Genomic DNA, 19,654 nt, shown 5'->3' with positions numbered 1-19,654 from the left:
TAATGCCCTGCTTATTGTCTTCGATGTATTCATAGTCTTTAATGAAGCCTTCGCGCTTCAGGATTTCGGCGATTTCCCTTTTGACCCTAGAACCCGGCACTTCAAGCGATTCGTGGCGCACGTTGTTCGCATTTCTGATGCGAGTCAGCATATCTGCAATCGGGTCTGTCATAACCATTCCAATGACCTCCTTCCCTCAAACAGGGGTTTACCAGCTGGCTTTTTTCACACCCGGAATTTGGCCTTTATAAGCCAATTCGCGGAAACAAATACGGCAGAGTTGGAACTTGCGCAAAACGGCATGCGGGCGGCCGCACCGTTTGCAGCGCGTGTATTCGCGAACCTTAAATTTTTGCGGACGGTTCGCTTTGGCAATCATCGATTTTTTAGCCATGCTTACCCTCCTTTGGCTATTATTTTCTAAACGGCATTCCGAGCAAGGCCAACAGTTCCCGAGCTTCTTCGTCCGTTTTCGCCGTCGTCACGATGACGATATCCATGCCGCGGACTTTGACGACTTTGTCATAGTCGACTTCCGGGAAGATCAGTTGTTCGCGGATACCCAAGGTGTAGTTGCCGCGGCCGTCAAAGGCTTTCGGGGAAACGCCGCGGAAGTCGCGCACGCGCGGCAGGGCAATCGTGAACAATTTGTCGAGGAAATCGTACATGCGCTCTTTGCGCAACGTGACTTTCGCACCGATCGGCATGCCTGCGCGCAGTTTAAAACCGGCGATGGATTTTTTCGCGCGGGTAATGACCGGCTTTTGACCGGAAATGGCCGCGAGATCTTCAACGGCGGCGTCAAGGAGCTTCGGATTTTGGATCGCGTCACCGACGCCCATGTTGATGACGATCTTTTCAATCGCCGGGACTTCCATTTTGTTTTTGTATTGGAATTTCTCTATTAAAGCCGGAACGACTTCGTTCAAGTATTTTTCTCTCAGACGATTCAAACGGGTGACCTCCTTTCAAGCGGTAACCTTTATTTATCCAAAGGTTCTCCCGATTTTTTCGCAATGCGAATTTTTTTACCGTCCACCACTTTATAACCGACGCGGGTCGGTTCGTTCGTCTTCGGATCGAGGGGCATGACGTTGGAAACGTGAATCGGCGCTTCCTGTTCGATAATGCCGCCTTGCGGATTGGCTTGCGTCGGTTTGGAATGTTTTTTCACGATGTTGACGCCTTCGACCAAGACGCGTTGTTTTTTCGGATAAGCCGCAAGAATGACGCCTTGCTTGCCTTTGTCTTTGCCGGAGATGACTTGAACCTTGTCACCTTTTTTCACGTGCATGCGAGCCATCTTTGACGCACCTCCTTTGGTTACAAGCACGATTATAAAACTTCGGGAGCAAGCGAAACGATTTTCATAAATTGTTTATCGCGCAGCTCGCGAGCGACCGGTCCAAAGATCCGCGTGCCGCGCGGGCTTTTGTCTTCACGGATGATGACGGCCGCGTTTTCGTCAAAACGGATGTACGAACCGTCGGGACGGCGCACGCCGCGACGCGTACGAACGACAACCGCTTTGACGACGTCGCCTTTCTTAACAACGCCCCCAGGTGTTGCTTGTTTGACGGTGGCCACGATGATGTCGCCGATGTTGGCGGTTTTACGACCGGAACCGCCGAGCACTTTAATGGTCAAGATTTCACGGGCGCCGGAGTTGTCCGCAACTTTCAAACGCGTTTCTTGTTGAATCATTCAAAAGACCTCCCTTCGGATTGACGGATCGATGCATGCGTCAGACAATGACGGCTTCTTCAATGATTTCTACGAGACGGAAGCGTTTTTCTTTCGACAGCGGGCGCGTTTCCATGATGCGAACGATATCGCCGACTTTGGCTTTGTTTTCTTCATCATGGGCTTTGTATTTCTTGGAATATCTCACGCGTTTGCCGTATTTCGGGTCTTTTTTGTACGTTTCGACGAGCACGGTGATCGTCTTATCCATTTTGTCGGAGACGACTCGACCGACATAGGTTTTACGGGTGCCGCGTTCCTCAGCCATTCAAGGAACCTCCTTTCAATTAGCTGTTGTTAATTTTCAATTCCCGTTCGCGCAAAATGGTTTTGGCGCGCGCGATGTCTTTGCGCACTTGGCGGATGCGGGCCGGGTTTTCCAGTTGCCCGGTCGCCAATTGAAAACGCAAGTTAAAGAGCTCTTCTTTCAAAGCTTTAATTTTTTGTTCGACTTCGGCAGTGGTCATGTTGCGAATTTCACTTGCTTTCATTGACATCACCACCCACTTCTTCGCGTTTTACGAACTTCGTCTTCACCGGAAGCTTATGGGAGGCTAGACGAAGCGCTTCGCGAGCCACTTCTTCGGACACCCCGGCCACTTCAAACATGACTTTGCCGGGTTTGACAACGGCAACCCAGCCTTCGGGAGCACCTTTACCGGAACCCATCCGGACCTCAAGCGGCTTTTTCGTATATGGTTTTTGCGGGAAGATTTTGATCCATACTTTCCCGCCGCGTTTCATGTAACGGGTCATCGCGATACGGGCGGCTTCGATTTGACGGCTCGTGATCCAGGCAGCCGTCGTCGCTTGCAATCCGTATTGGCCGAATGCCACTTCAGTGCCGCCTTTTGCACGCCCGCGCATTCTTCCGCGATGTTGTCTGCGGTATTTCACGCGTTTTGGCATCAACATGATTAGTTGCCTCCTTCCTTCTTGTTCGCACCTTTTTTCGGAAGGACTTCACCGCGATAGATCCACACTTTTACGCCGATTTTCCCGTACGTCGTATCGGCTTCGGCGGTGCCGTAATCGATGTCGGCGCGCAGCGTGTGGAGCGGAACCGTCCCTTCGCTGTAATCCTCCGAACGGGCGATGTCCGCGCCGCCAAGACGGCCGGATACTTTGGTTTTAATTCCTTTCGCGCCGGCTCGCATCGCTCGGGTGATCGCTTGTTTTTGCGCGCGGCGCCAAGAAATGCGATTTTCCAATTGACGGGCGATGTTTTCGGCGACGAGTCGCGCGTCAAGGTCCGCTTGTTTGATTTCATAGATGTTGACGTGAACCTTTTTGCCGGTCAAAGCGGTCAGCGATTTGCGCAGCGCTTCAACTTCAGAGCCGCCTTTACCAATGACCATGCCCGGCTTCGCCGTTTTGATCGTGACGTTGATGCGGTTTGCGGCCCGTTCCAGTTCGATCGAAGACACCGCGGCATCTTTCAAACGCTTTTGGATGTATTCGCGGATTTTAAGATCTTCATGCAGATATTCGGCATAGTGTTTCTTATCGGCATACCATTTGGATTCCCAGTCGCGAATGATGCCGATTCGAAGGCCGATCGGGTTGACTTTTTGACCCACGCCTTATCCCTCCTTCTTATCTGAAACGATGATCGTGATATGGCTCGTACGTTTATTAATGCGATCAGCGCGTCCACGCGCACGCGGGCGGAAGCGTTTCAGCGTCATACCTTCGTCGACATAGGCTTTTTCGACGATCAACGAATCGGGATCCATTTCATAGTTGTGTTCCGCATTGGCGACAGCGGATTTCAGCACCTTTTCCACAATGGGCGACGCGGCCTTCGGCGTGTTCCGCAGGATGGCAAAGGCTTCGCCGACTTCTTTGCCGCGGATCAGGTCAACGACAAGGCGGGCTTTCCGAGGAGCAACGCGAACTTGTCGAGCAACTGCTTTGGCTTGCATGATTCAACCTCCTCTCGGGTAACAAACTTAACGACCGGTTTTTTTGTCGTCTTTGGAATGACCGCGATAGGTGCGGGTCGGTGCAAATTCTCCGAGCTTATGGCCGACCATGTCCTCCGTAATGTAGACCGGCACGTGTTTGCGACCGTCGTAAACCGCGATCGTATGTCCGACGAATTCCGGGAAAATTGTTGAGCGCCTCGACCACGTTTTAATCACTTTTTTTTCGTTCTTCTCGTTCAGCGCAACCACTTTTTTCATCAGGTGGTCATCGACAAACGGTCCTTTTTTCAGGCTGCGACCCATGGGTCAACCTCCTTCCGTTTCTGCGAATTTCGCGTCTCGAACCCGTTATTTTTTACGGCGACGTACGATGAATTTATCCGAAGGTTTATTGCGCTTGCGCGTTTTGTAACCAAGCGTCGGTTTGCCCCAAGGCGTGACCGGAGATTTCCGACCGATCGGCGCGCGGCCTTCACCACCGCCGTGCGGGTGATCGCTCGGGTTCATGACGGAACCGCGAACCGTGGGACGAATGCCTTTCCAACGGGCGCGACCCGCTTTACCGATTTTGACGAGTTCGTGTTCCAGGTTGCCGACTTGACCAACCGTGGCGCGGCATGTTTCGAGAATCATGCGCACTTCACCGGAGGCGAGTCGGACGAGCACGTATTTGCCTTCTTTACCGAGAACTTGCGCTTCAGCCCCCGCGCTGCGGACGAGTTGTCCCCCGTGGCCCGGTTTCAGCTCGATGTTATGAATGGTCGTGCCGACAGGGATGTTTTTGAGCGGGAGCGCGTTGCCGACTTTAATGTCCGCGTCGGGCCCGGACATGATTTCCATGCCGACTTCAAGGCCTTTCGGAGCAATGATGTAGCGTTTTTCACCATCCCGGTAATGGATGAGGGCAATGTTGGCCGAACGGTTGGGATCGTATTCGATGGTAGCAACGCGTCCGGGTATACCATCTTTATCGCGCTTGAAGTCGATGATGCGATATCTGCGTTTGTGTCCGCCGCCTTTATGGCGAACGGTCAATTTACCTTGATTGTTGCGACCCGCTTTTTTCGGCAGCGGCTCAAGCAAGGATTTTTCCGGTTTATCCGTCGTGATTTCGCTGAAATCCAACGACGTCATGTTGCGGCGGCCGTTGGACGTCGGTTTATACTTTTTGATCGCCATGACGATTTCCCTCCTTCGCTTCTAACACTTATACCCCTTCATAGAAATCCAAGTCTTTGCTGTCAGGCGTCAGCGTGACAATGGCTTTTTTGCGCTTGGGCGTATAACCGGTGAAACGGCCGAAGCGCTTCGGTTTTCCGTCGTAGTTCATCGTGTTGACTTTGGCGACCTTCACGCCGAAAATTTCTTCGACGGCGCGCTTGATTTCAGACTTATTCGCGCGGCGGTCGACGATGAACGTATATTTTTTTTGCTCCATTAATTCCGTCGATCGTTCGGTGATTACGGGGCGCTTAATGATATCGCGTGCGTCTTTCATTATCCAAGCACCTCCCCTAACTTATCGGCGGCGTCTTTCGTCAAGATCAACTTGTTATGGTTGACGACGTCGTACACGTTGACCTTGTCGGTGGTGACGAGCTTCACCGTCGGAATGTTCCGAGCGGAAAGAGCCACCGCTTCATTTTCACCGTCGATGACGACGAGCGCTTTATCGTCGTTTACGGACAGATTTTTCAACACTTCAACAAAAGCTTTCGTTTTCGGACGCTCCATGGTGAGTTGATCCAAAACGATCGTTTCGTTGTCGCGAACTTTCGCGGACAGCGCCGATTTGATCGCCAGGCGGCGAACTTTTTTCGGCAATTTATATTTGTAGCTGCGCGGAGTCGGTCCGAACACGACGCCACCGCCTACCCATTGCGGCGCACGGATGGAGCCTTGACGCGCACGGCCGGTACCTTTTTGGCGCCACGGTTTTCTGCCGCCGCCGCTGACCGCCGAACGGTTTTTCGTCGCATGCGTACCCTGACGGAGCGAGGCCAGATACATGACGACCGCTTCATGAACGACGTGTTCGTTCGGTTCGATGCCGAACACGGAATCTTTCAATTCAACTTCTCCGACTTCTTTTCCGGTTACATCAAACATCTTAACGGTTGGCATGGAAGCATCCCCCTTTCCTTATTTTGCTCCGGCTACTTTGACCGCACTTTTGATAGTCAGATAACTTTTCTTCGGTCCGGGCACATTGCCTTTGATCAAGAGCAGATTGCGTTCCGCATCCACTTTGACGATTTCGAGGTTTTGGATCGTCACGCGTTGGCCGCCCATGCGTCCCGGAAGTTTTTTGCCTTTAAAGACGCGCATCGGGTTGATCGAGCCCATGGAACCGGAAACGCGGTGATAGTGAGAACCGTGGCTCATCGGTCCACGCGACTGATTGTGCCGCTTGATGGAGCCTTGGAAACCTTTGCCTTTCGACGTGCCGGTGACGTCGACAATGTCCCCTTCTTTAAAAATATCAACTTTTACTTCTTGACCGACTTCATATTCGTCTAAGTTGACACCACGGATTTCCCTAATGAAGCGCTTAGGCGCCGTATTGGCTTTAGCGGCATGCCCGATTTCCGGTTTGTTGCTGCGCGATACGGGCTTATCTTCCAAACCGAGTTGAATCGCTTCATAGCCGTCGTTTTCAAGGGTTTTTTTCTGCAAAACGACGTTCGGCTGAACTTCGACAACCGTGACCGGAATCACGTCGCCCGATTCGCTGAAAATCTGGGTCATACCGATTTTTTTACCCAAGATTCCTTTGGTCATCCGTAACACCTCCTACATTCTTTTCATCCGATTACAGTTTAATTTCAATGTCGACACCCGACGGCAAGTCTAAACGCATCAGCGAGTCGACCGTTTGCGGCGTCGGATTGATGATGTCGATCAGTCGCTTATGAGTCCGCATTTCGAATTGTTCGCGGGAATCTTTATATTTGTGGACCGCTCTGAGAATGGTGATCACCGATTTTTCAGTGGGAAGCGGGATCGGTCCGGATACTTTAGCGCCTGAACGCTTGGCCGTTTCCACGATTTTTTCGGCGGATTGATCCAAAATCCGATGGTCATACGCTTTTAAACGAATGCGAATTTTTTGCTTTGCCATTACTTAGTCCCTCCTTTGCGCCCATTTTTAAAAAACAGACTGACTCCGCGAAAATTTCCGGACCACCCCGCCATGGCAAAGGGGCCGGGTGTGTCCGCAACCTTCCGCATCATCGCTAAAACCAACATTTCTTATTATATAAAATGCACGACCCGAGTGCAAGCTTTTTTCAAGGTCACGAACAGCTTTGCCAGGGACGTTTCATTATTATAAAAACCGGAAAACGGATTTTCAAGTCCGGTCGGGCGATCGCCGCCGCTTTTCATGTTGAACGCGACTGCGCAATAAAAAAGGCATTCCCCAAAGGGAATGCCCTCGATGCAGGACATTATTATTCGATAACCGACGAGACGACGCCGGCGCCGACCGTACGGCCGCCTTCGCGAATGGAGAATTTCGTTCCGTCTTCGATCGCGATCGGGGCGATCAGTTCGACGGTCATGGAGACGTTGTCGCCCGGCATGACCATTTCCGTGCCTTCCGGCAGGGTGATGGTGCCGGTAACGTCGGTCGTACGGAAATAGAATTGCGGACGATAACCGCTGAAGAACGGTTTATGACGGCCGCCTTCTTCTTTGGTCAGGACGTAAACTTCCGCATTGAATTTTTTGTGGGCTTTAACCGAACCCGGAGCGACAAGCACTTGGCCGCGTTCCACTTCGTTGCGGTCGACACCGCGCAGAAGGGCGCCGATGTTGTCGCCGGCTTCGGCATAGTCAAGGATTTTGCGGAACATTTCTACGCCGGTAACGGTCGTTTTCTTCGGTTCATCGGTGAGACCGAGAATTTCGACTTCGTCGCCGACTTTAACCGTACCGCGTTCAACGCGGCCCGTCGCCACCGTACCGCGGCCGGTGATCGAGAAGACGTCTTCGATCGGCATCATGAACGGTTTGTCGTTTTCACGAACCGGCGTCGGGATGTATTCGTCGACTTGGTTCATGAGTTCGAGAATCGCTTCTTCATATTTCGGATCGCCTTCAAGAGCTTTCAGAGCCGAACCTCTGACAACGGGCACTTCGTCGCCCGGGAAGTCGTATTCGCTCAGAAGATCGCGAACTTCCATTTCAACGAGTTCGAGCAATTCTTCGTCGTCAACCATGTCCACTTTGTTCAAGAAGACAACGATCGACGGAACGCCGACTTGGCGGGACAGAAGGATGTGTTCACGAGTTTGCGGCATCGGACCGTCCGCAGCGGACACGACCAGGATCGCGCCGTCCATTTGCGCCGCACCGGTGATCATGTTTTTCACGTAGTCAGCGTGGCCCGGGCAGTCGACGTGCGCATAGTGGCGTTTATCCGTTTCGTATTCAACGTGAGCGGTCGCGATGGTAATACCGCGTTCTTTTTCTTCCGGAGCGCCGTCGATTTGGTCATACGCACGGGCTTCGGCTTTACCTTGTTTCGCAAGAACATGCGTAATTGCGGCCGTCAAGGTCGTTTTACCATGGTCGACGTGACCGATAGTGCCGATGTTCACATGGGGCTTTGTACGGTCGAATTTTTCCTTAGCCATGGAAAATATTCCTCCTTCATTAGGTACAGTTTAAAATTTTTATTATGTGATCTAAGGCAGATCGGATTCCCGTCTCCCTTAGCTTACAATAAAGATTCATGTAATACAATACAAGCTATCCGGCGTGATCAGGATTTGCCGCCGGTGGCTTTTTTGATGATTTCATCGGCGATGTTCTTCGGCACTTCTTCATAATGGTCAAAGACCATCGTGTAAGTGCCGCGTCCTTGCGTCGCGGAACGCAGCGCCGTGGCGTAACCGAACATCTCTGCGAGCGGCACCATCGCTTTGACGACTTGGGCGCCGGCCCGGGTGTCCATGCCTTCGACGCGTCCGCGGCGGCTCGTGATGTCGCCCATGATATCGCCCATGTATTCTTCCGGAACGACGACTTCGACTTTCATGATCGGTTCCAAGAGCACCGGATCGCAAATTTCACGCGCTTTTTTCAGCGCCATGGAAGCGGCGATTTTGAAGGCCATTTCGCTCGAGTCGACTTCGTGGTAAGAACCGTCGAACAACGTCGCCCGGATGTCGACGAGCGGATAACCGGCGAGCAATCCGTTTTGCATCGCATCTCTCAAGCCGGCTTCGACCGCAGGAATGTATTCGCGAGGCACGACGCCGCCGACGATTTTGTCGACGAACTCAAAGCCTTTGCCTTCTTCAAGCGGTTCGAACTCGATCCAGACGTGACCGTATTGACCGCGACCGCCGGATTGGCGGATGAATTTGCCTTCCGCTTTGCCGGCCTTGCGGATCGTTTCGCGATAAGCGACTTGAGGCGCCCCGACGTTGGCCTCGACTTTAAATTCGCGGCGCATCCGGTCGACGATGATGTCGAGGTGCAACTCGCCCATGCCCTCGATGATCGTTTGGCCCGTTTCTTCATTGGTGTAGGTCTTGAAGGTCGGGTCTTCCTCAGAGAGCTTGGCCAGCGCGTTGGCCATTTTATCTTGGTCGGCTTTCGTCTTCGGTTCAATCGCGACGGAAATAACCGGATCGGGGAATTCCATGGACTCGAGGACGACTTGGTTGTTTTCGTCGCAGAGCGTATCCCCGGTCGTCGTATCCTTCAAGCCGACCGCCGCAGCAATATCCCCCGCATAGACCTTTTTGATCTCGGAACGGGTGTTGGCGTGCATTTGCAGAAGACGGCCAAGCCGTTCGCGTTTGCCCTTCGTCGAGTTCATCACATAAGATCCCGCGTCTGCCGTGCCCGAGTAAACGCGGAAATAGGTCAATTTACCGACGTAGGGGTCGGCCATGACTTTAAACGCCAGCGCGGCGAACGGTTCATTGTCATCAGCCTTACGCGTGATTTCTTCGCCGGTGTCGACTTTCGTCCCTTTGATTGCGGGGATGTCAACCGGCGACGGCAAATAGTCGAGAACGGCGTCAAGCAAGAGCTGAACGCCCTTGTTTTTAAAGGCCGAACCGCAGAGAACCGGGAAAAACTCAACATTACAGGTCGCTTTGCGGATGGCGGCTTTAAGTTCTTCCTTCGTGATCTCTTCGCCTTCGAGGTATTTCATCATCAGCTCTTCGTCGAATTCGGCGACCGCTTCGATCAGCTTATCATGATATTCTTGCGCCTGATCTTTGTAGTCGTCCGGAATTTCGCGAGCCTCGGTGCGGGTGCCGAGATCGTCTTCATAGTAATAGGCGACCATGTCGATGAGGTCGATAATCCCTTCGAATTGGTCTTCCGCACCGATCGGCAATTGCACCGGATGGGCGTTGGCCTGAAGGCGATCGTGCAAGGTTTTCACGGAGTAGAGGAAGTCCGCCCCGATTTTATCCATTTTGTTGACGAAAACGATGCGCGGAACGCCGTAGTTGGTCGCTTGCCGCCAAACGGTTTCCGTTTGCGGTTCAACGCCCGATTGCGCATCGAGAACGGTGATGGCCCCGTCCAGCACGCGCAGAGAACGTTCAACTTCGACGGTAAAGTCGACGTGGCCCGGCGTATCGATAATGTTGATGCGATGGCCTTTCCATTGGCACGTCGTCGCCGCCGACGTGATCGTAATCCCGCGCTCTTGTTCTTGTTCCATCCAGTCCATTTGCGAAGCCCCTTCATGGGTTTCGCCGATCTTATGAATCCGCCCGGAATAGAACAAGATCCGTTCGGTCGTCGTCGTCTTACCGGCATCGATGTGCGCCATGATGCCGATATTCCGCGTCTTCTCGAGCGGGAATTCTCTCGCCATGGGGTCTCTCTCCTTTCTATCCCAGAATGATTACCAACGATAGTGAGCAAACGCTTTGTTGGCTTCAGCCATCTTATGCGTATCTTCGCGTTTCTTCACCGCTCCGCCGGTATTGTTGGCGGCATCAATGATCTCGTTGGCCAGCTTTTCAACCATCGTTTTTTCGCTGCGAAGGCGCGCATAGTTCACGATCCAACGCAGACCGAGAGAAATGCGGCGTTCCGGTCGAACCTCAACGGGAACTTGATAGTTCGCCCCGCCGACGCGGCGCGCTCTGACCTCCAGAACGGGCATGACGTTCTTTAACGCCTGTTCAAAAACCTCCATCGGGTCTTTGTTGGTGCGTTCGCGAATGATGTCAAATGCATTGTATAAAATCGCTTGCGCTTTGCCTTTCTTACCGTCTTTCATGATGCGGTTGATCAAGCGGGTGACCAACTTGGAATTGTAAATCGGATCTGGTAATACGTCTCTTCTTTCCACTGGTCCTTTACGTGGCATAAGGTTCCCCTCCTTTCCGAATTTCAGTCAGGCCATTAAGATTTCGGGCGTTTCGCCCCGTATTTGGAACGGCCTTGTCTGCGGTTCTCGACGCCGGCTGTGTCAAGCGCCCCGCGAATGATGTGATAACGGACACCCGGCAAGTCTTTGACGCGTCCTCCGCGAATGAGAACGACGCTGTGTTCTTGCAGGTTGTGTCCGATACCCGGAATATACGCCGTCACCTCAATGCCGTTGGACAAGCGGACACGGGCGATTTTACGCAGCGCCGAGTTCGGTTTTTTCGGGGTTACCGTGCTCACCCGGGTGCAAACCCCGCGTTTTTTGCGGCGAGAATTGGTTCGTCAACGTTTTTTTTCAGGCTGTTGTAACCTTTGTTCAACGCCGGAGAATTCGATTTTCTCGTTTTCGATTGGCGGCCTTTCCGCACGAGTTGGTTAATTGTCGGCAAAATCTTGTCCTCCCTTCAAAAAACTCTAGATCCACAGATCCAGGCGAATCATAAATGAGCAAAAAAAGTATGTGCGGGCGCAACCCGTACACAGACTTATTTAATCAAGGCAACCGCCGCGGCTCCGACATCGATGCCACACGCCTTGCCGAGTTTTTTCATCGAATCCACCGTTGTGACCGGCACATCGTTTTCCTTGGCAAGATCAATGACTTTCTCCGTTATGTGGGCATCCGCATCGGCAGCTATGATGACCTCTTTGGCCCGGCCATCTTTCAACGCCTTGATGGATTGCTTGGTGCCGATGACGACACCGTTTTCAGCCTTTGCCACTTTTTCATAAGACATGCATACATCCTCCAAAGCAACAAGGTTCTCGGAGCACTAAGATATATTATCACCCGGCGCTTGGCGTTGTCAACCATTGTTCACGGGCGCGCCGCCGACTTGCGCGCGAACGCGCCCGCAAACAGTCAGGCTTTAAAAGGCCCATGGTCTTTTCTCACGTTAAACGCTCAGCTTTCTTGGTTCACCAATTCTTCCATCGATTCCGCATCGGACGACGCCTCTTCCGAAGGTTTGGTGATTTTGATCCGGCGGTAGCGGGGCATGCCCGTACCGGCGGGAACGAGTTTGCCGATGATGACATTTTCTTTCAAGCCGAGCAGGTCGTCGCGCTTGCCTTTGATCGCGGCGTCGGTCAAGACGCGTGTCGTCTCTTGGAAGGACGCCGCCGACAAGAACGATTCCGTTTCCAGCGACGCTTTGGTAATCCCGAGCAAGAGCGGACGGCCCGTCGCCGGTTTGCCGCCGCGCGCCAACACCTTTTTGTTCACTTCGCGGAACGTATTGATGTCGACGAGCGATCCGGGGAGCACATCGGTGTCGCCGGGATCGACAATCCGCATTTTCCGCATCATTTGGCGGACCATGACTTCGATATGTTTATCCCCGATTTCAACGCCTTGCATGCGGTAAACCTTCTGTACTTCGCGCAGCAGGTAGTTTTGCACGCCTTCCATGCCGACGACCGCGAGCAGTTCTTTCGGATCGATGGAACCTTCGTTGAGCACTTGGCCCGGTTCCACGACGTCTCCTTCCGAAACTTTCAGGCGGGCGCCGAGGTTGACGCTGTATTTGCGCGTTTCGATTTCGCCTTGGATCGTAATTTCCCGCTTATCTTTTTGTTCAACGATGCTCGTGACCGTGCCGTGGATTTCCGAGATCGTCGCCTGACCTTTCGGGTTGCGGGCTTCAAAGAGCTCTTGGATCCTCGGCAAACCTTGCGTGATGTCGTCGCCAGCGACGCCGCCGGTGTGGAACGTCCGCATGGTGAGCTGCGTACCGGGTTCACCGATCGATTGCGCAGCGATGATGCCGACCGCTTCGCCCACTTCAACTTCCGCGCCGGTGGCGAGGTCGCGGCCGTAACATTTCTTGCAGACGCCGTGCGGCGTGTCGCACATAAACACCGAACGGATCATGACTTCGGTGATGCCCGCATCCGTGATGGCTTTGGCTTGGTCTTCCGAAATCAGCTCGCCTTTTTTGACGATGATTTCGCCCGTTTCCGGATGGCGAACCGTTTCGTGAGCGGTACGGCCGACGAGCCGTTCATAAAGGCTTTCGACTTCTTCGTTGCCGTCCCGCAAGGCTCTGACTCTAAGCCCTCTGTCGGTGCCGCAGTCTTCTTCGCGGACAATGACGTCTTGGGCGACGTCGACGAGACGGCGGGTGAGATAACCCGAGTCGGCCGTTTTGAGCGCCGTGTCCGTCGAACCTTTGCGGGCGCCGTGTGTGGAAATGAAGTATTCCAGCACGGTCAGCCCTTCGCGGAAGCTCGAACGGATCGGCAGTTCGATGATCCGACCGGACGGGTTGGCCATCAAGCCGCGCATGCCGGCCAGCTGCGTAAAGTTCGAGGCGTTACCGCGCGCGCCGGAGTCGCTCATCATGAAAATCGGGTTCATTTTATCGAGCGAGCTCATGAGTTTTTCCTGGATGACGTCTTTGGCGTTGCTCCAGATGGAAATGACCCGCTCATACCGTTCTTCTTCCGTGATCAGGCCGCGGCGGAATTGTTTCATCACTTTGTTGACCTTGGCTTCCGCTTCGGCCAGAATCTCTTGTTTTTCCGGCAGGACGACGATGTCCGAGATGCCGATCGTGATGCCGGCCTTCGTCGAATATTGGAAGCCCAAGGCTTTCATGCGGTCAAGCATTTTGGACGTTTCGGTGATTTTGAACCGCTTGAAGACCTCGGAAATAATGTCGCCGAGAATGCCCTTTTTAAAGGGCGGCACGACTTCTCGGCTCGCGATTTCTTTCGGGATGTCCGTTCCCATCGGCACGAAATACTTATCCGGAGTCGCCGTCTCCAGATTGTATTTCGTCGGCTCGTTGATGTACGGGAAGGACTTGGGCAAAATGCTGTTGAAAATGAGCTTGCCGACCGTCGTGATGAGGTATTTTTCATTTTGTTCTTTCGTAAAGGTCGGGTTGCCGATCGACTTCGCCGGCAGCGCGATTCTCGTATGGAGATGGACGTAGCCGTTTTGATAGGCCATCAGCGCTTCGTTCGGATCTTTAAAGACCTTGCCTTCTCCGATCGCGCCTTCTCTTTCAAGCGTGAGATAATAGTTCCCGAGAACCATGTCTTGAGACGGGGTGACGACCGGAGTGCCGTCTCTCGGGTTCAAGATGTTTTGCGCGGCGAGCATCAGGATGCGCGCTTCGGCTTGAGCTTCCGCCGACAGCGGCACGTGAACCGCCATTTGGTCGCCGTCGAAATCGGCGTTGTACGCCGTACAGACGAGCGGGTGCAGCCGGATGGCGCGGCCTTCGACGAGCACGGGCTCAAAGGCCTGAATGCCGAGCCGGTGCAAAGTCGGCGCACGGTTGAGAAGCACCGGATGTTCTTTGATGACTTCTTCCAGCACATCCCACACTTCCGGATGCACTTTTTCAACTTTCCGCTTCGCGCTCTTGATGTTGTGGGCAATGCCTTTTTTGACGAGCTCTTTCATGACGAAAGGCTTGAAGAGCTCAAGCGCCATTTCTTTCGGCAAACCGCATTGGTACATTTGCAGGTTCGGGCCGACGACGATAACCGAACGGCCGGAATAGTCGACGCGTTTGCCGAGCAAGTTTTGACGGAAGCGGCCTTGCTTACCTTTCAGCATGTGGGACAGCGATTTTAAAGGCCGGTTGCCGGGGCCGGTGACGGGACGGCCGCGGCGACCGTTGTCGATCAAGGCGTCGACCGCTTCTTGAAGCATCCGCTTTTCGTTTTGGACAATGATGTTCGGCGCGCCGAGATCAAGCAGCCGTTTTAACCGGTTGTTGCGGTTGATGACGCGGCGATAAAGGTCGTTCAAATCGCTCGTCGCGAACCGCCCGCCGTCCAATTGCACCATCGGCCGCAATTCCGGAGGAATGACCGGCAGGACGTCCAGAACCATCCAAGACGGGTCGTTTTCGGAATTGCGGAAAGCCTCGATGACTTCAAGTCGTTTGATGGTGCGGGCCCGGCGTTGACCTTGGGCGTTTTTCAGTTCTTCTTTCAGGGCTTCCGCTTCTTTGTCCAGATCGATGTCTTGAAGCAATTTTTTAATGGCTTCCGCACCCATGCCGGCTTTAAAACTGTTGCCGTATTTTTCCCGATAGGTGCGGTATTCTTTTTCCGACAGCAATTGCTTTTTCTCAAGCGGGGTGTCTCCGGGATCGGTGACCACATAGGATGCGAAATAGATGACTTCCTCCAGCGCCCGCGGCGACATGTCGAGAAGCAAGCCCATGCGGCTCGGTATCCCTTTGAAATACCAGATGTGGGAAACGGGGGCAGCGAGCTCAATGTGCCCCATCCGTTCCCTTCTCACTTTGGCACGCGTGACCTCGACGCCGCAGCGATCGCAGACGACGCCTTTATAGCGGACGCGTTTATATTTTCCGCAATGGCATTCCCAGTCCTTGGTCGGACCGAAGATGCGTTCGCAAAACAGTCCGTCTTTTTCCGGCTTCAACGTCCGGTAGTTGATCGTTTCGGGTTTTTTCACTTCCCCGTGCGACCAAGACCGGATTTTATTCGGCGAGGCGAGACCGATCTTCATGTACTCGAATTTATTGACATCTAACAAGAGGGCAACCTCCCTAGATTCCAGTTTTAACCGATGTCCCGATCAGGCATTGACATTGAGCGCTTCGTTAGGCGATTCGTCCTCTTCATCTATCTCGCGAATGTCGATTTCTTTCTCGTCACTGGACAGCACTTTGACGTCCAATCCCAAGCTTTGCAATTCTTTGATCAATACCTTGAACGATTCGGGAACGCCCGGTTCGGGGACGTTTTCACCCTTGACGATGGCTTCATACGTTTTGACACGGCCGACGACGTCATCCGACTTGACCGTCAGGATTTCCTGCAAGGTGTAAGCGGCGCCGTAAGCTTCAAGCGCCCAAACTTCCATCTCACCGAAGCGTTGTCCGCCGAATTGCGCCTTACCGCCCAACGGCTGTTGGGTGACGAGTGAATATGGGCCGGTCGAGCGCGCGTGCAGTTTATCGTCGACCATGTGAGCGAGCTTGATCATGTACATGACGCCGACGGAAATGCGGTTATCGAACGGCTCGCCCGTGCGTCCGTCGTAAAGCACCGTTTTGCCGTCCCTTGGCAATCCCGCCTCATCCAGGGTTGCCCAAACGTCTTCTTCAGTCGCCCCGTCAAAGACCGGGGTAGCGACATGGATGCCCAATTCACGCGCGGCCATGCCCAAGTGCAGTTCCAGCACCTGACCGATGTTCATCCGGCTCGGCACCCCGAGCGGGTTCAACATGATGTCGATCGGCGTGCCGTCGGGCAAGAACGGCATATCTTCCTCCGGTAAAATGCGCGAAATAACGCCTTTGTTTCCGTGACGGCCAGCCATTTTGTCGCCTTCGTGGATCTTCCGCTTTTGGACGATATAAACGCGAACGAGTTGGTTGACGCCCGGAGGCAGCTCGTCGCCGTCTTCACGGTTGAAGATTTTTACGTCGTGGACGATGCCGCCGCCGCCGTGAGGGACGCGCAGCGAAGTATCGCGGACTTCGCGGGCTTTTTCGCCGAAAATCGCATGCAACAAGCGCTCTTCCGCCGTCAGCTCGGTCACGCCCTTCGGCGTCACTTTGCCGACGAGAATGTCGCCGTCCTTCACTTCGGCGCCGATTCGGACAATGCCCCGTTCGTCGAGGTTTTTCAGCGCGTCCTCACCGACGTTCGGAATGTCGCGCGTGATTTCTTCCGGTCCCAATTTGGTGTCGCGCGCTTCGGATTCGTATTCCTCGATGTGAATGGACGTGTACACATCTTCTTTGACAAGTCTTTCGCTCATGATGATGGCGTCTTCGTAGTTATAGCCATCCCACGTCATGAACGCGACGAGGACATTTCGGCCGAGGGCCAATTCGCCCTTGTCCATGGACGGACCGTCGGCAAGAATTTCGCCTTTTTCAACACGGTCGCCTTTTTTGACGATCGGGCGCTGATTATAGCACGTTCCTTGGTTGGAGCGTTCGAATTTCATCAGCTTGTAAGTGACGACATCGCCCTCAACCTCTTTGCCGTCCACTTCCTCGATCGTCCGGACTTTAATGATTTTGGAAGAAACATATTCGACCCGGCCCGGATACTTGGCGCGAATCGCCGCACCGGAATCTTTCGCGGACACGTATTCCATGCCGGTGCCGACCAGCGGAGCTTCGGGCTGCAACAGCGGCACCGCTTGGCGCTGCATGTTCGCGCCCATAAGGGCCCGGTTGGAGTCGTCGTTCTCAAGGAACGGGATGCAGGCCGTCGCCGCCGAGACGATTTGTTTGGGCGAAACGTCCATATAATCGACCCGGTCTTTGCTGACGACGATGTTTTCGCCGCGGAAGCGGGCGATGATTCGGTCTTCAAGGAAATTGCCTTCTTCATCGACCTTGACGTTCGCTTGCGCAACGACGTAGTTGTCTTCTTCGTCCGCCGTCAAATAATCGATTTGATCGGTCACCCGGCCGGTTTCAGGATCGACACGCCGGTACGGCGTTTCGATAAACCCGTATTTATTTACTTTCGCATAGGTTGATAATGAGTTGATCAGGCCGATGTTCGGCCCCTCGGGCGTTTCGATCGGACACATGCGTCCATAATGCGAGTAGTGAACGTCGCGCACTTCATAGCCGGCCCGTTCACGCGTCAGGCCGCCCGGACCGAGAGCCGACAACCGGCGTTTATGCGTCAGTTCCGCCAAAGGATTCGTCTGATCCATGAACTGCGACAGCTGCGAACTGCCGAAGAATTCCTTGATGGCCGCGATGACCGGGCGTATATTTATCAACGCTTGCGGGGTGATCGCATTCACGTCTTGGATGGACATGCGCTCGCGAATCACTCGTTCCATCCTCGACAAGCCGATGCGGAATTGATTTTGCAGCAGCTCGCCGACCGAACGCAATCTTCTGTTGCCCAAATGGTCAATATCGTCGGTATTGCCGACGCCGTGCAGGAGATTGAAGAAATAGCTGATGGCCGCAATGATATCGGCGGGCGTGATGTGCTTGATCTTTTCATCGACAACGCCGTTGCTGATGACTTTGAGCACTCTTTCGCCGTCTTCATCATCGGGCGCATAGATTTTGATCGATTGAAGAACGATCTCCTTCCCTTCGGCCACACCGCTGGCCGGACGGTAGGTTTGGAAGCCGAGCTTCTTCTCGATGACCGGCAATAAGCGGTCCAAGGTGCGGCGATCCAGAACCGTGCCTTCTTCGGCCAAGACTTCGCCGGTGTCGGGATCCACGAGTTTTTCCGCAAGTTTTTGGTTAAAGAGTCTATTTTTTATGTGCAATTTCTTATTGATTTTATAACGGCCGACATTCGCCAAATCATAGCGTTTCGGGTCAAAGAACCGCGATTCAAGCAAGCCTTTGGCATTCTCCACGGTCGGGGGTTCCCCGGGGCGCAGCCGTTCGTAAATTTCAATCAGCGCTTTTTCGATTCCGTCAGTATTGTCTTTTTCCAGCGTGTTTTTCAAATACTCGTCTTCGCCGAGCAAGTCGATGATTTCTTGATCGGAACCGAAACCGAGCGCTCTGAGGAGAACGGTGACCGGAAGCTTCCTCGTCCGGTCAATGCGGACATAAACGACATCCTTGGCGTCCGTTTCGAATTCCAGCCAAGCGCCGCGGTTGGGGATGACCGTGGCGGACAGACCCTTCTTGCCGTTTTTGTCATACTTCTCGCTATAATAAACACTGGGTGAGCGAACGAGTTGGGAGACGATGACGCGTTCCGCGCCGTTGATGATAAACGTGCCGGATTCGGTCATCAAAGGGAAATCGCCCATAAAGACCTCTTGTTCCTTCACTTCGCCCGTCTCTTTGTTGATGAGCCGGACTTTGACGCGCAGCGGCGCCGCATAGGTCACGTCGCGTTCCTTCGCCTCATCAATGGTATACTTCGGCTCGCCCAGGCTGTAATCGATGAATTCCAGCATTAAATTGCCGGTAAAGTCTTCGACCGGCGAAATGTCCTGGAACATTTCACGAAGGCCTTCATTCAGGAATTCTTGATAAGAAGAGGTTTGGATTTCAATGAGATTGGGGAGTTCCAATACTTCTTTAATGCGAGCGTAGCTTCGACGTCGGCGGTGTTTCCCGTATTGTACGAATTGACCTGTCAACTCATTTCACCCCTCAAAGCATCCGTATTGAATAACCGGCAAACATGATGGTTCTCATCATTTTTTCCAAAAAAACCCTTATCTAAAACCCTTCTGAAAAGAATCGTTCCAGATTGGCATTGAACTATATTATCACAGGCGTATTATCCCGTCAACATTTTTTTGTGTTTGTGTTGTTCGTCTGTGATATTGTCATATTGTAACGCTTCAGTGAAAATGTCAGTATGAGACAGGAGCGAATTCCATTGAGCAAAAAAGAATTGAAGCGTTACAAAGTCATTCGTCAATGGATCGAAGGGTATATCACGGGAAAACAAGCTGCCGAATTGTTATCGCTAAGTCTTCGTCAGGTTTATCGCCTCAAAAAACGAGTCCTTGAGGAGGATGAAAACGGAGTCATTCACAAAAACCGGGGGCGAAAACCTGCACATGCCTTATCCGAAGACATCCGGCAAAAAATCCTGAATCTCCGCCAAAG

The 19,654-nt window shown here is 53.2% G+C and carries 23 protein-coding genes and 1 pseudogene; 1 reads left to right on the top strand and 23 read right to left on the bottom strand.

What is annotated here, in order from left to right; genetic code table 11:
- The 23 genes and pseudogenes from rpsH to rpoB form a co-directional block, all read right to left on the bottom strand.
- A partial coding sequence (rpsH, locus tag CCB157_RS14145; RefSeq protein WP_077616528.1) for a 30S ribosomal protein S8 occupies nucleotides 1–178 on the bottom strand: 178 nt, incomplete at its 3' end.
- Nucleotides 179–208: 30 nt separating this feature from the next.
- A complete protein-coding gene (locus tag CCB157_RS14140) occupies nucleotides 209–394 on the bottom strand; it encodes a type Z 30S ribosomal protein S14 (RefSeq protein ID WP_077616527.1) in 186 nt (61 codons plus the stop codon).
- A 19-nt stretch (nucleotides 395–413) separates the two neighbouring features.
- Nucleotides 414–953 carry a 50S ribosomal protein L5 gene (rplE, locus tag CCB157_RS14135; RefSeq protein WP_077616526.1) on the bottom strand — a complete coding sequence of 180 codons (540 nt, stop codon included), beginning with the start codon at nucleotides 951–953 and terminating at the stop codon, nucleotides 414–416.
- A 29-nt stretch (nucleotides 954–982) separates the two neighbouring features.
- A complete protein-coding gene (gene rplX, locus CCB157_RS14130) occupies nucleotides 983–1,294 on the bottom strand; it encodes a 50S ribosomal protein L24 (RefSeq protein WP_143287067.1) in 312 nt (103 codons plus the stop codon).
- Between the two features lie 41 nt (nucleotides 1,295–1,335).
- Nucleotides 1,336–1,704 carry a 50S ribosomal protein L14 gene (gene rplN / locus CCB157_RS14125; protein ID WP_077616524.1) on the bottom strand — a complete coding sequence of 123 codons (369 nt, stop codon included), beginning with the start codon at nucleotides 1,702–1,704 and terminating at the stop codon, nucleotides 1,336–1,338.
- A gap of 40 nt (nucleotides 1,705–1,744) precedes the next feature.
- Nucleotides 1,745–2,011: a 30S ribosomal protein S17 gene (gene rpsQ / locus CCB157_RS14120; protein ID WP_077616523.1), complete on the bottom strand. Its 267-nt coding sequence runs from the start codon at nucleotides 2,009–2,011 to the stop codon at nucleotides 1,745–1,747.
- Nucleotides 2,012–2,030: 19 nt separating this feature from the next.
- Nucleotides 2,031–2,234, bottom strand: a complete 204-nt coding sequence (gene rpmC / locus CCB157_RS14115; RefSeq protein ID WP_077616522.1) for a 50S ribosomal protein L29 — start codon at nucleotides 2,232–2,234, stop codon at nucleotides 2,031–2,033.
- Nucleotides 2,221–2,658: a 50S ribosomal protein L16 gene (gene rplP / locus CCB157_RS14110; protein ID WP_077616521.1), complete on the bottom strand. Its 438-nt coding sequence runs from the start codon at nucleotides 2,656–2,658 to the stop codon at nucleotides 2,221–2,223. The genes rpmC and rplP overlap by 14 nt, the downstream gene beginning before the upstream one ends.
- A gap of 2 nt (nucleotides 2,659–2,660) precedes the next feature.
- Complete coding sequence (gene rpsC / locus CCB157_RS14105; RefSeq protein ID WP_077616520.1) at nucleotides 2,661–3,323, bottom strand: 30S ribosomal protein S3; 663 nt, start codon at nucleotides 3,321–3,323, stop codon at nucleotides 2,661–2,663.
- Nucleotides 3,324–3,326: 3 nt separating this feature from the next.
- Nucleotides 3,327–3,668 (bottom strand): 50S ribosomal protein L22, encoded by a 342-nt coding sequence (rplV, locus tag CCB157_RS14100; RefSeq protein WP_077616519.1) that lies wholly within the window; start codon nucleotides 3,666–3,668, stop codon nucleotides 3,327–3,329.
- A 27-nt stretch (nucleotides 3,669–3,695) separates the two neighbouring features.
- A complete protein-coding gene (gene rpsS, locus CCB157_RS14095) occupies nucleotides 3,696–3,974 on the bottom strand; it encodes a 30S ribosomal protein S19 (protein ID WP_077616518.1) in 279 nt (92 codons plus the stop codon).
- A gap of 45 nt (nucleotides 3,975–4,019) precedes the next feature.
- On the bottom strand, nucleotides 4,020–4,850 hold the full coding sequence (gene rplB / locus CCB157_RS14090; protein WP_077616517.1) for a 50S ribosomal protein L2: 831 nt from the start codon (nucleotides 4,848–4,850) through the stop codon (nucleotides 4,020–4,022).
- A gap of 28 nt (nucleotides 4,851–4,878) precedes the next feature.
- Entirely contained in the window at nucleotides 4,879–5,169 is a 291-nt protein-coding gene (gene rplW, locus CCB157_RS14085) for a 50S ribosomal protein L23 (RefSeq protein ID WP_077616516.1), read from the bottom strand.
- A complete protein-coding gene (gene rplD, locus CCB157_RS14080; protein ID WP_077616515.1) occupies nucleotides 5,169–5,795 on the bottom strand; it encodes a 50S ribosomal protein L4 in 627 nt (208 codons plus the stop codon). Before rplD ends, rplW begins: the two co-directional genes overlap by 1 nt.
- Before the next feature lie 18 nt (nucleotides 5,796–5,813).
- On the bottom strand, nucleotides 5,814–6,452 hold the full coding sequence (gene rplC, locus CCB157_RS14075; RefSeq protein WP_077616514.1) for a 50S ribosomal protein L3: 639 nt from the start codon (nucleotides 6,450–6,452) through the stop codon (nucleotides 5,814–5,816).
- 31 nt (nucleotides 6,453–6,483) lie between these two features.
- Nucleotides 6,484–6,792, bottom strand: coding sequence for a 30S ribosomal protein S10 (gene rpsJ / locus CCB157_RS14070; RefSeq protein ID WP_077616513.1), 309 nt, complete (start codon nucleotides 6,790–6,792; stop codon nucleotides 6,484–6,486).
- A gap of 331 nt (nucleotides 6,793–7,123) precedes the next feature.
- The gene (tuf, locus tag CCB157_RS14060; protein WP_077616511.1) at nucleotides 7,124–8,311 is read right to left on the bottom strand and encodes an elongation factor Tu; all 1,188 of its coding nucleotides are present in this window, start codon (nucleotides 8,309–8,311) and stop codon (nucleotides 7,124–7,126) included.
- Nucleotides 8,312–8,439: 128 nt separating this feature from the next.
- Nucleotides 8,440–10,524 (bottom strand): elongation factor G, encoded by a 2,085-nt coding sequence (gene fusA / locus CCB157_RS14055; RefSeq protein WP_077616510.1) that lies wholly within the window; start codon nucleotides 10,522–10,524, stop codon nucleotides 8,440–8,442.
- Nucleotides 10,525–10,554: 30 nt separating this feature from the next.
- Nucleotides 10,555–11,025 (bottom strand): 30S ribosomal protein S7, encoded by a 471-nt coding sequence (gene rpsG, locus CCB157_RS14050; protein ID WP_077616509.1) that lies wholly within the window; start codon nucleotides 11,023–11,025, stop codon nucleotides 10,555–10,557.
- Nucleotides 11,026–11,060: 35 nt separating this feature from the next.
- Nucleotides 11,061–11,476, bottom strand: a pseudogene (gene rpsL / locus CCB157_RS14045) (30S ribosomal protein S12).
- Nucleotides 11,477–11,572: 96 nt separating this feature from the next.
- A complete protein-coding gene (locus CCB157_RS14040; protein ID WP_077616508.1) occupies nucleotides 11,573–11,824 on the bottom strand; it encodes a 50S ribosomal protein L7ae-like protein in 252 nt (83 codons plus the stop codon).
- Nucleotides 11,825–11,991: 167 nt separating this feature from the next.
- On the bottom strand, nucleotides 11,992–15,612 hold the full coding sequence (rpoC, locus tag CCB157_RS14035; RefSeq protein WP_077616507.1) for a DNA-directed RNA polymerase subunit beta': 3,621 nt from the start codon (nucleotides 15,610–15,612) through the stop codon (nucleotides 11,992–11,994).
- Between the two features lie 42 nt (nucleotides 15,613–15,654).
- Entirely contained in the window at nucleotides 15,655–19,176 is a 3,522-nt protein-coding gene (gene rpoB, locus CCB157_RS14030) for a DNA-directed RNA polymerase subunit beta (protein WP_077616506.1), read from the bottom strand.
- Nucleotides 19,177–19,421: 245 nt separating this feature from the next.
- Between rpoB and CCB157_RS14025 the strand changes: the two genes are divergently transcribed.
- The coding region (locus CCB157_RS14025) for a helix-turn-helix domain-containing protein (protein ID WP_143287066.1) at nucleotides 19,422–19,654 on the top strand (233 nt) is incomplete at its 3' end.

Source organism: Caenibacillus caldisaponilyticus, from assembly GCF_002003465.1.
Lineage (GTDB): Bacteria > Bacillota > Bacilli > Bacillales > Sporolactobacillaceae > Caenibacillus > Caenibacillus caldisaponilyticus.
This window is presented reverse-complemented; position numbering and strand designations above follow the sequence as displayed.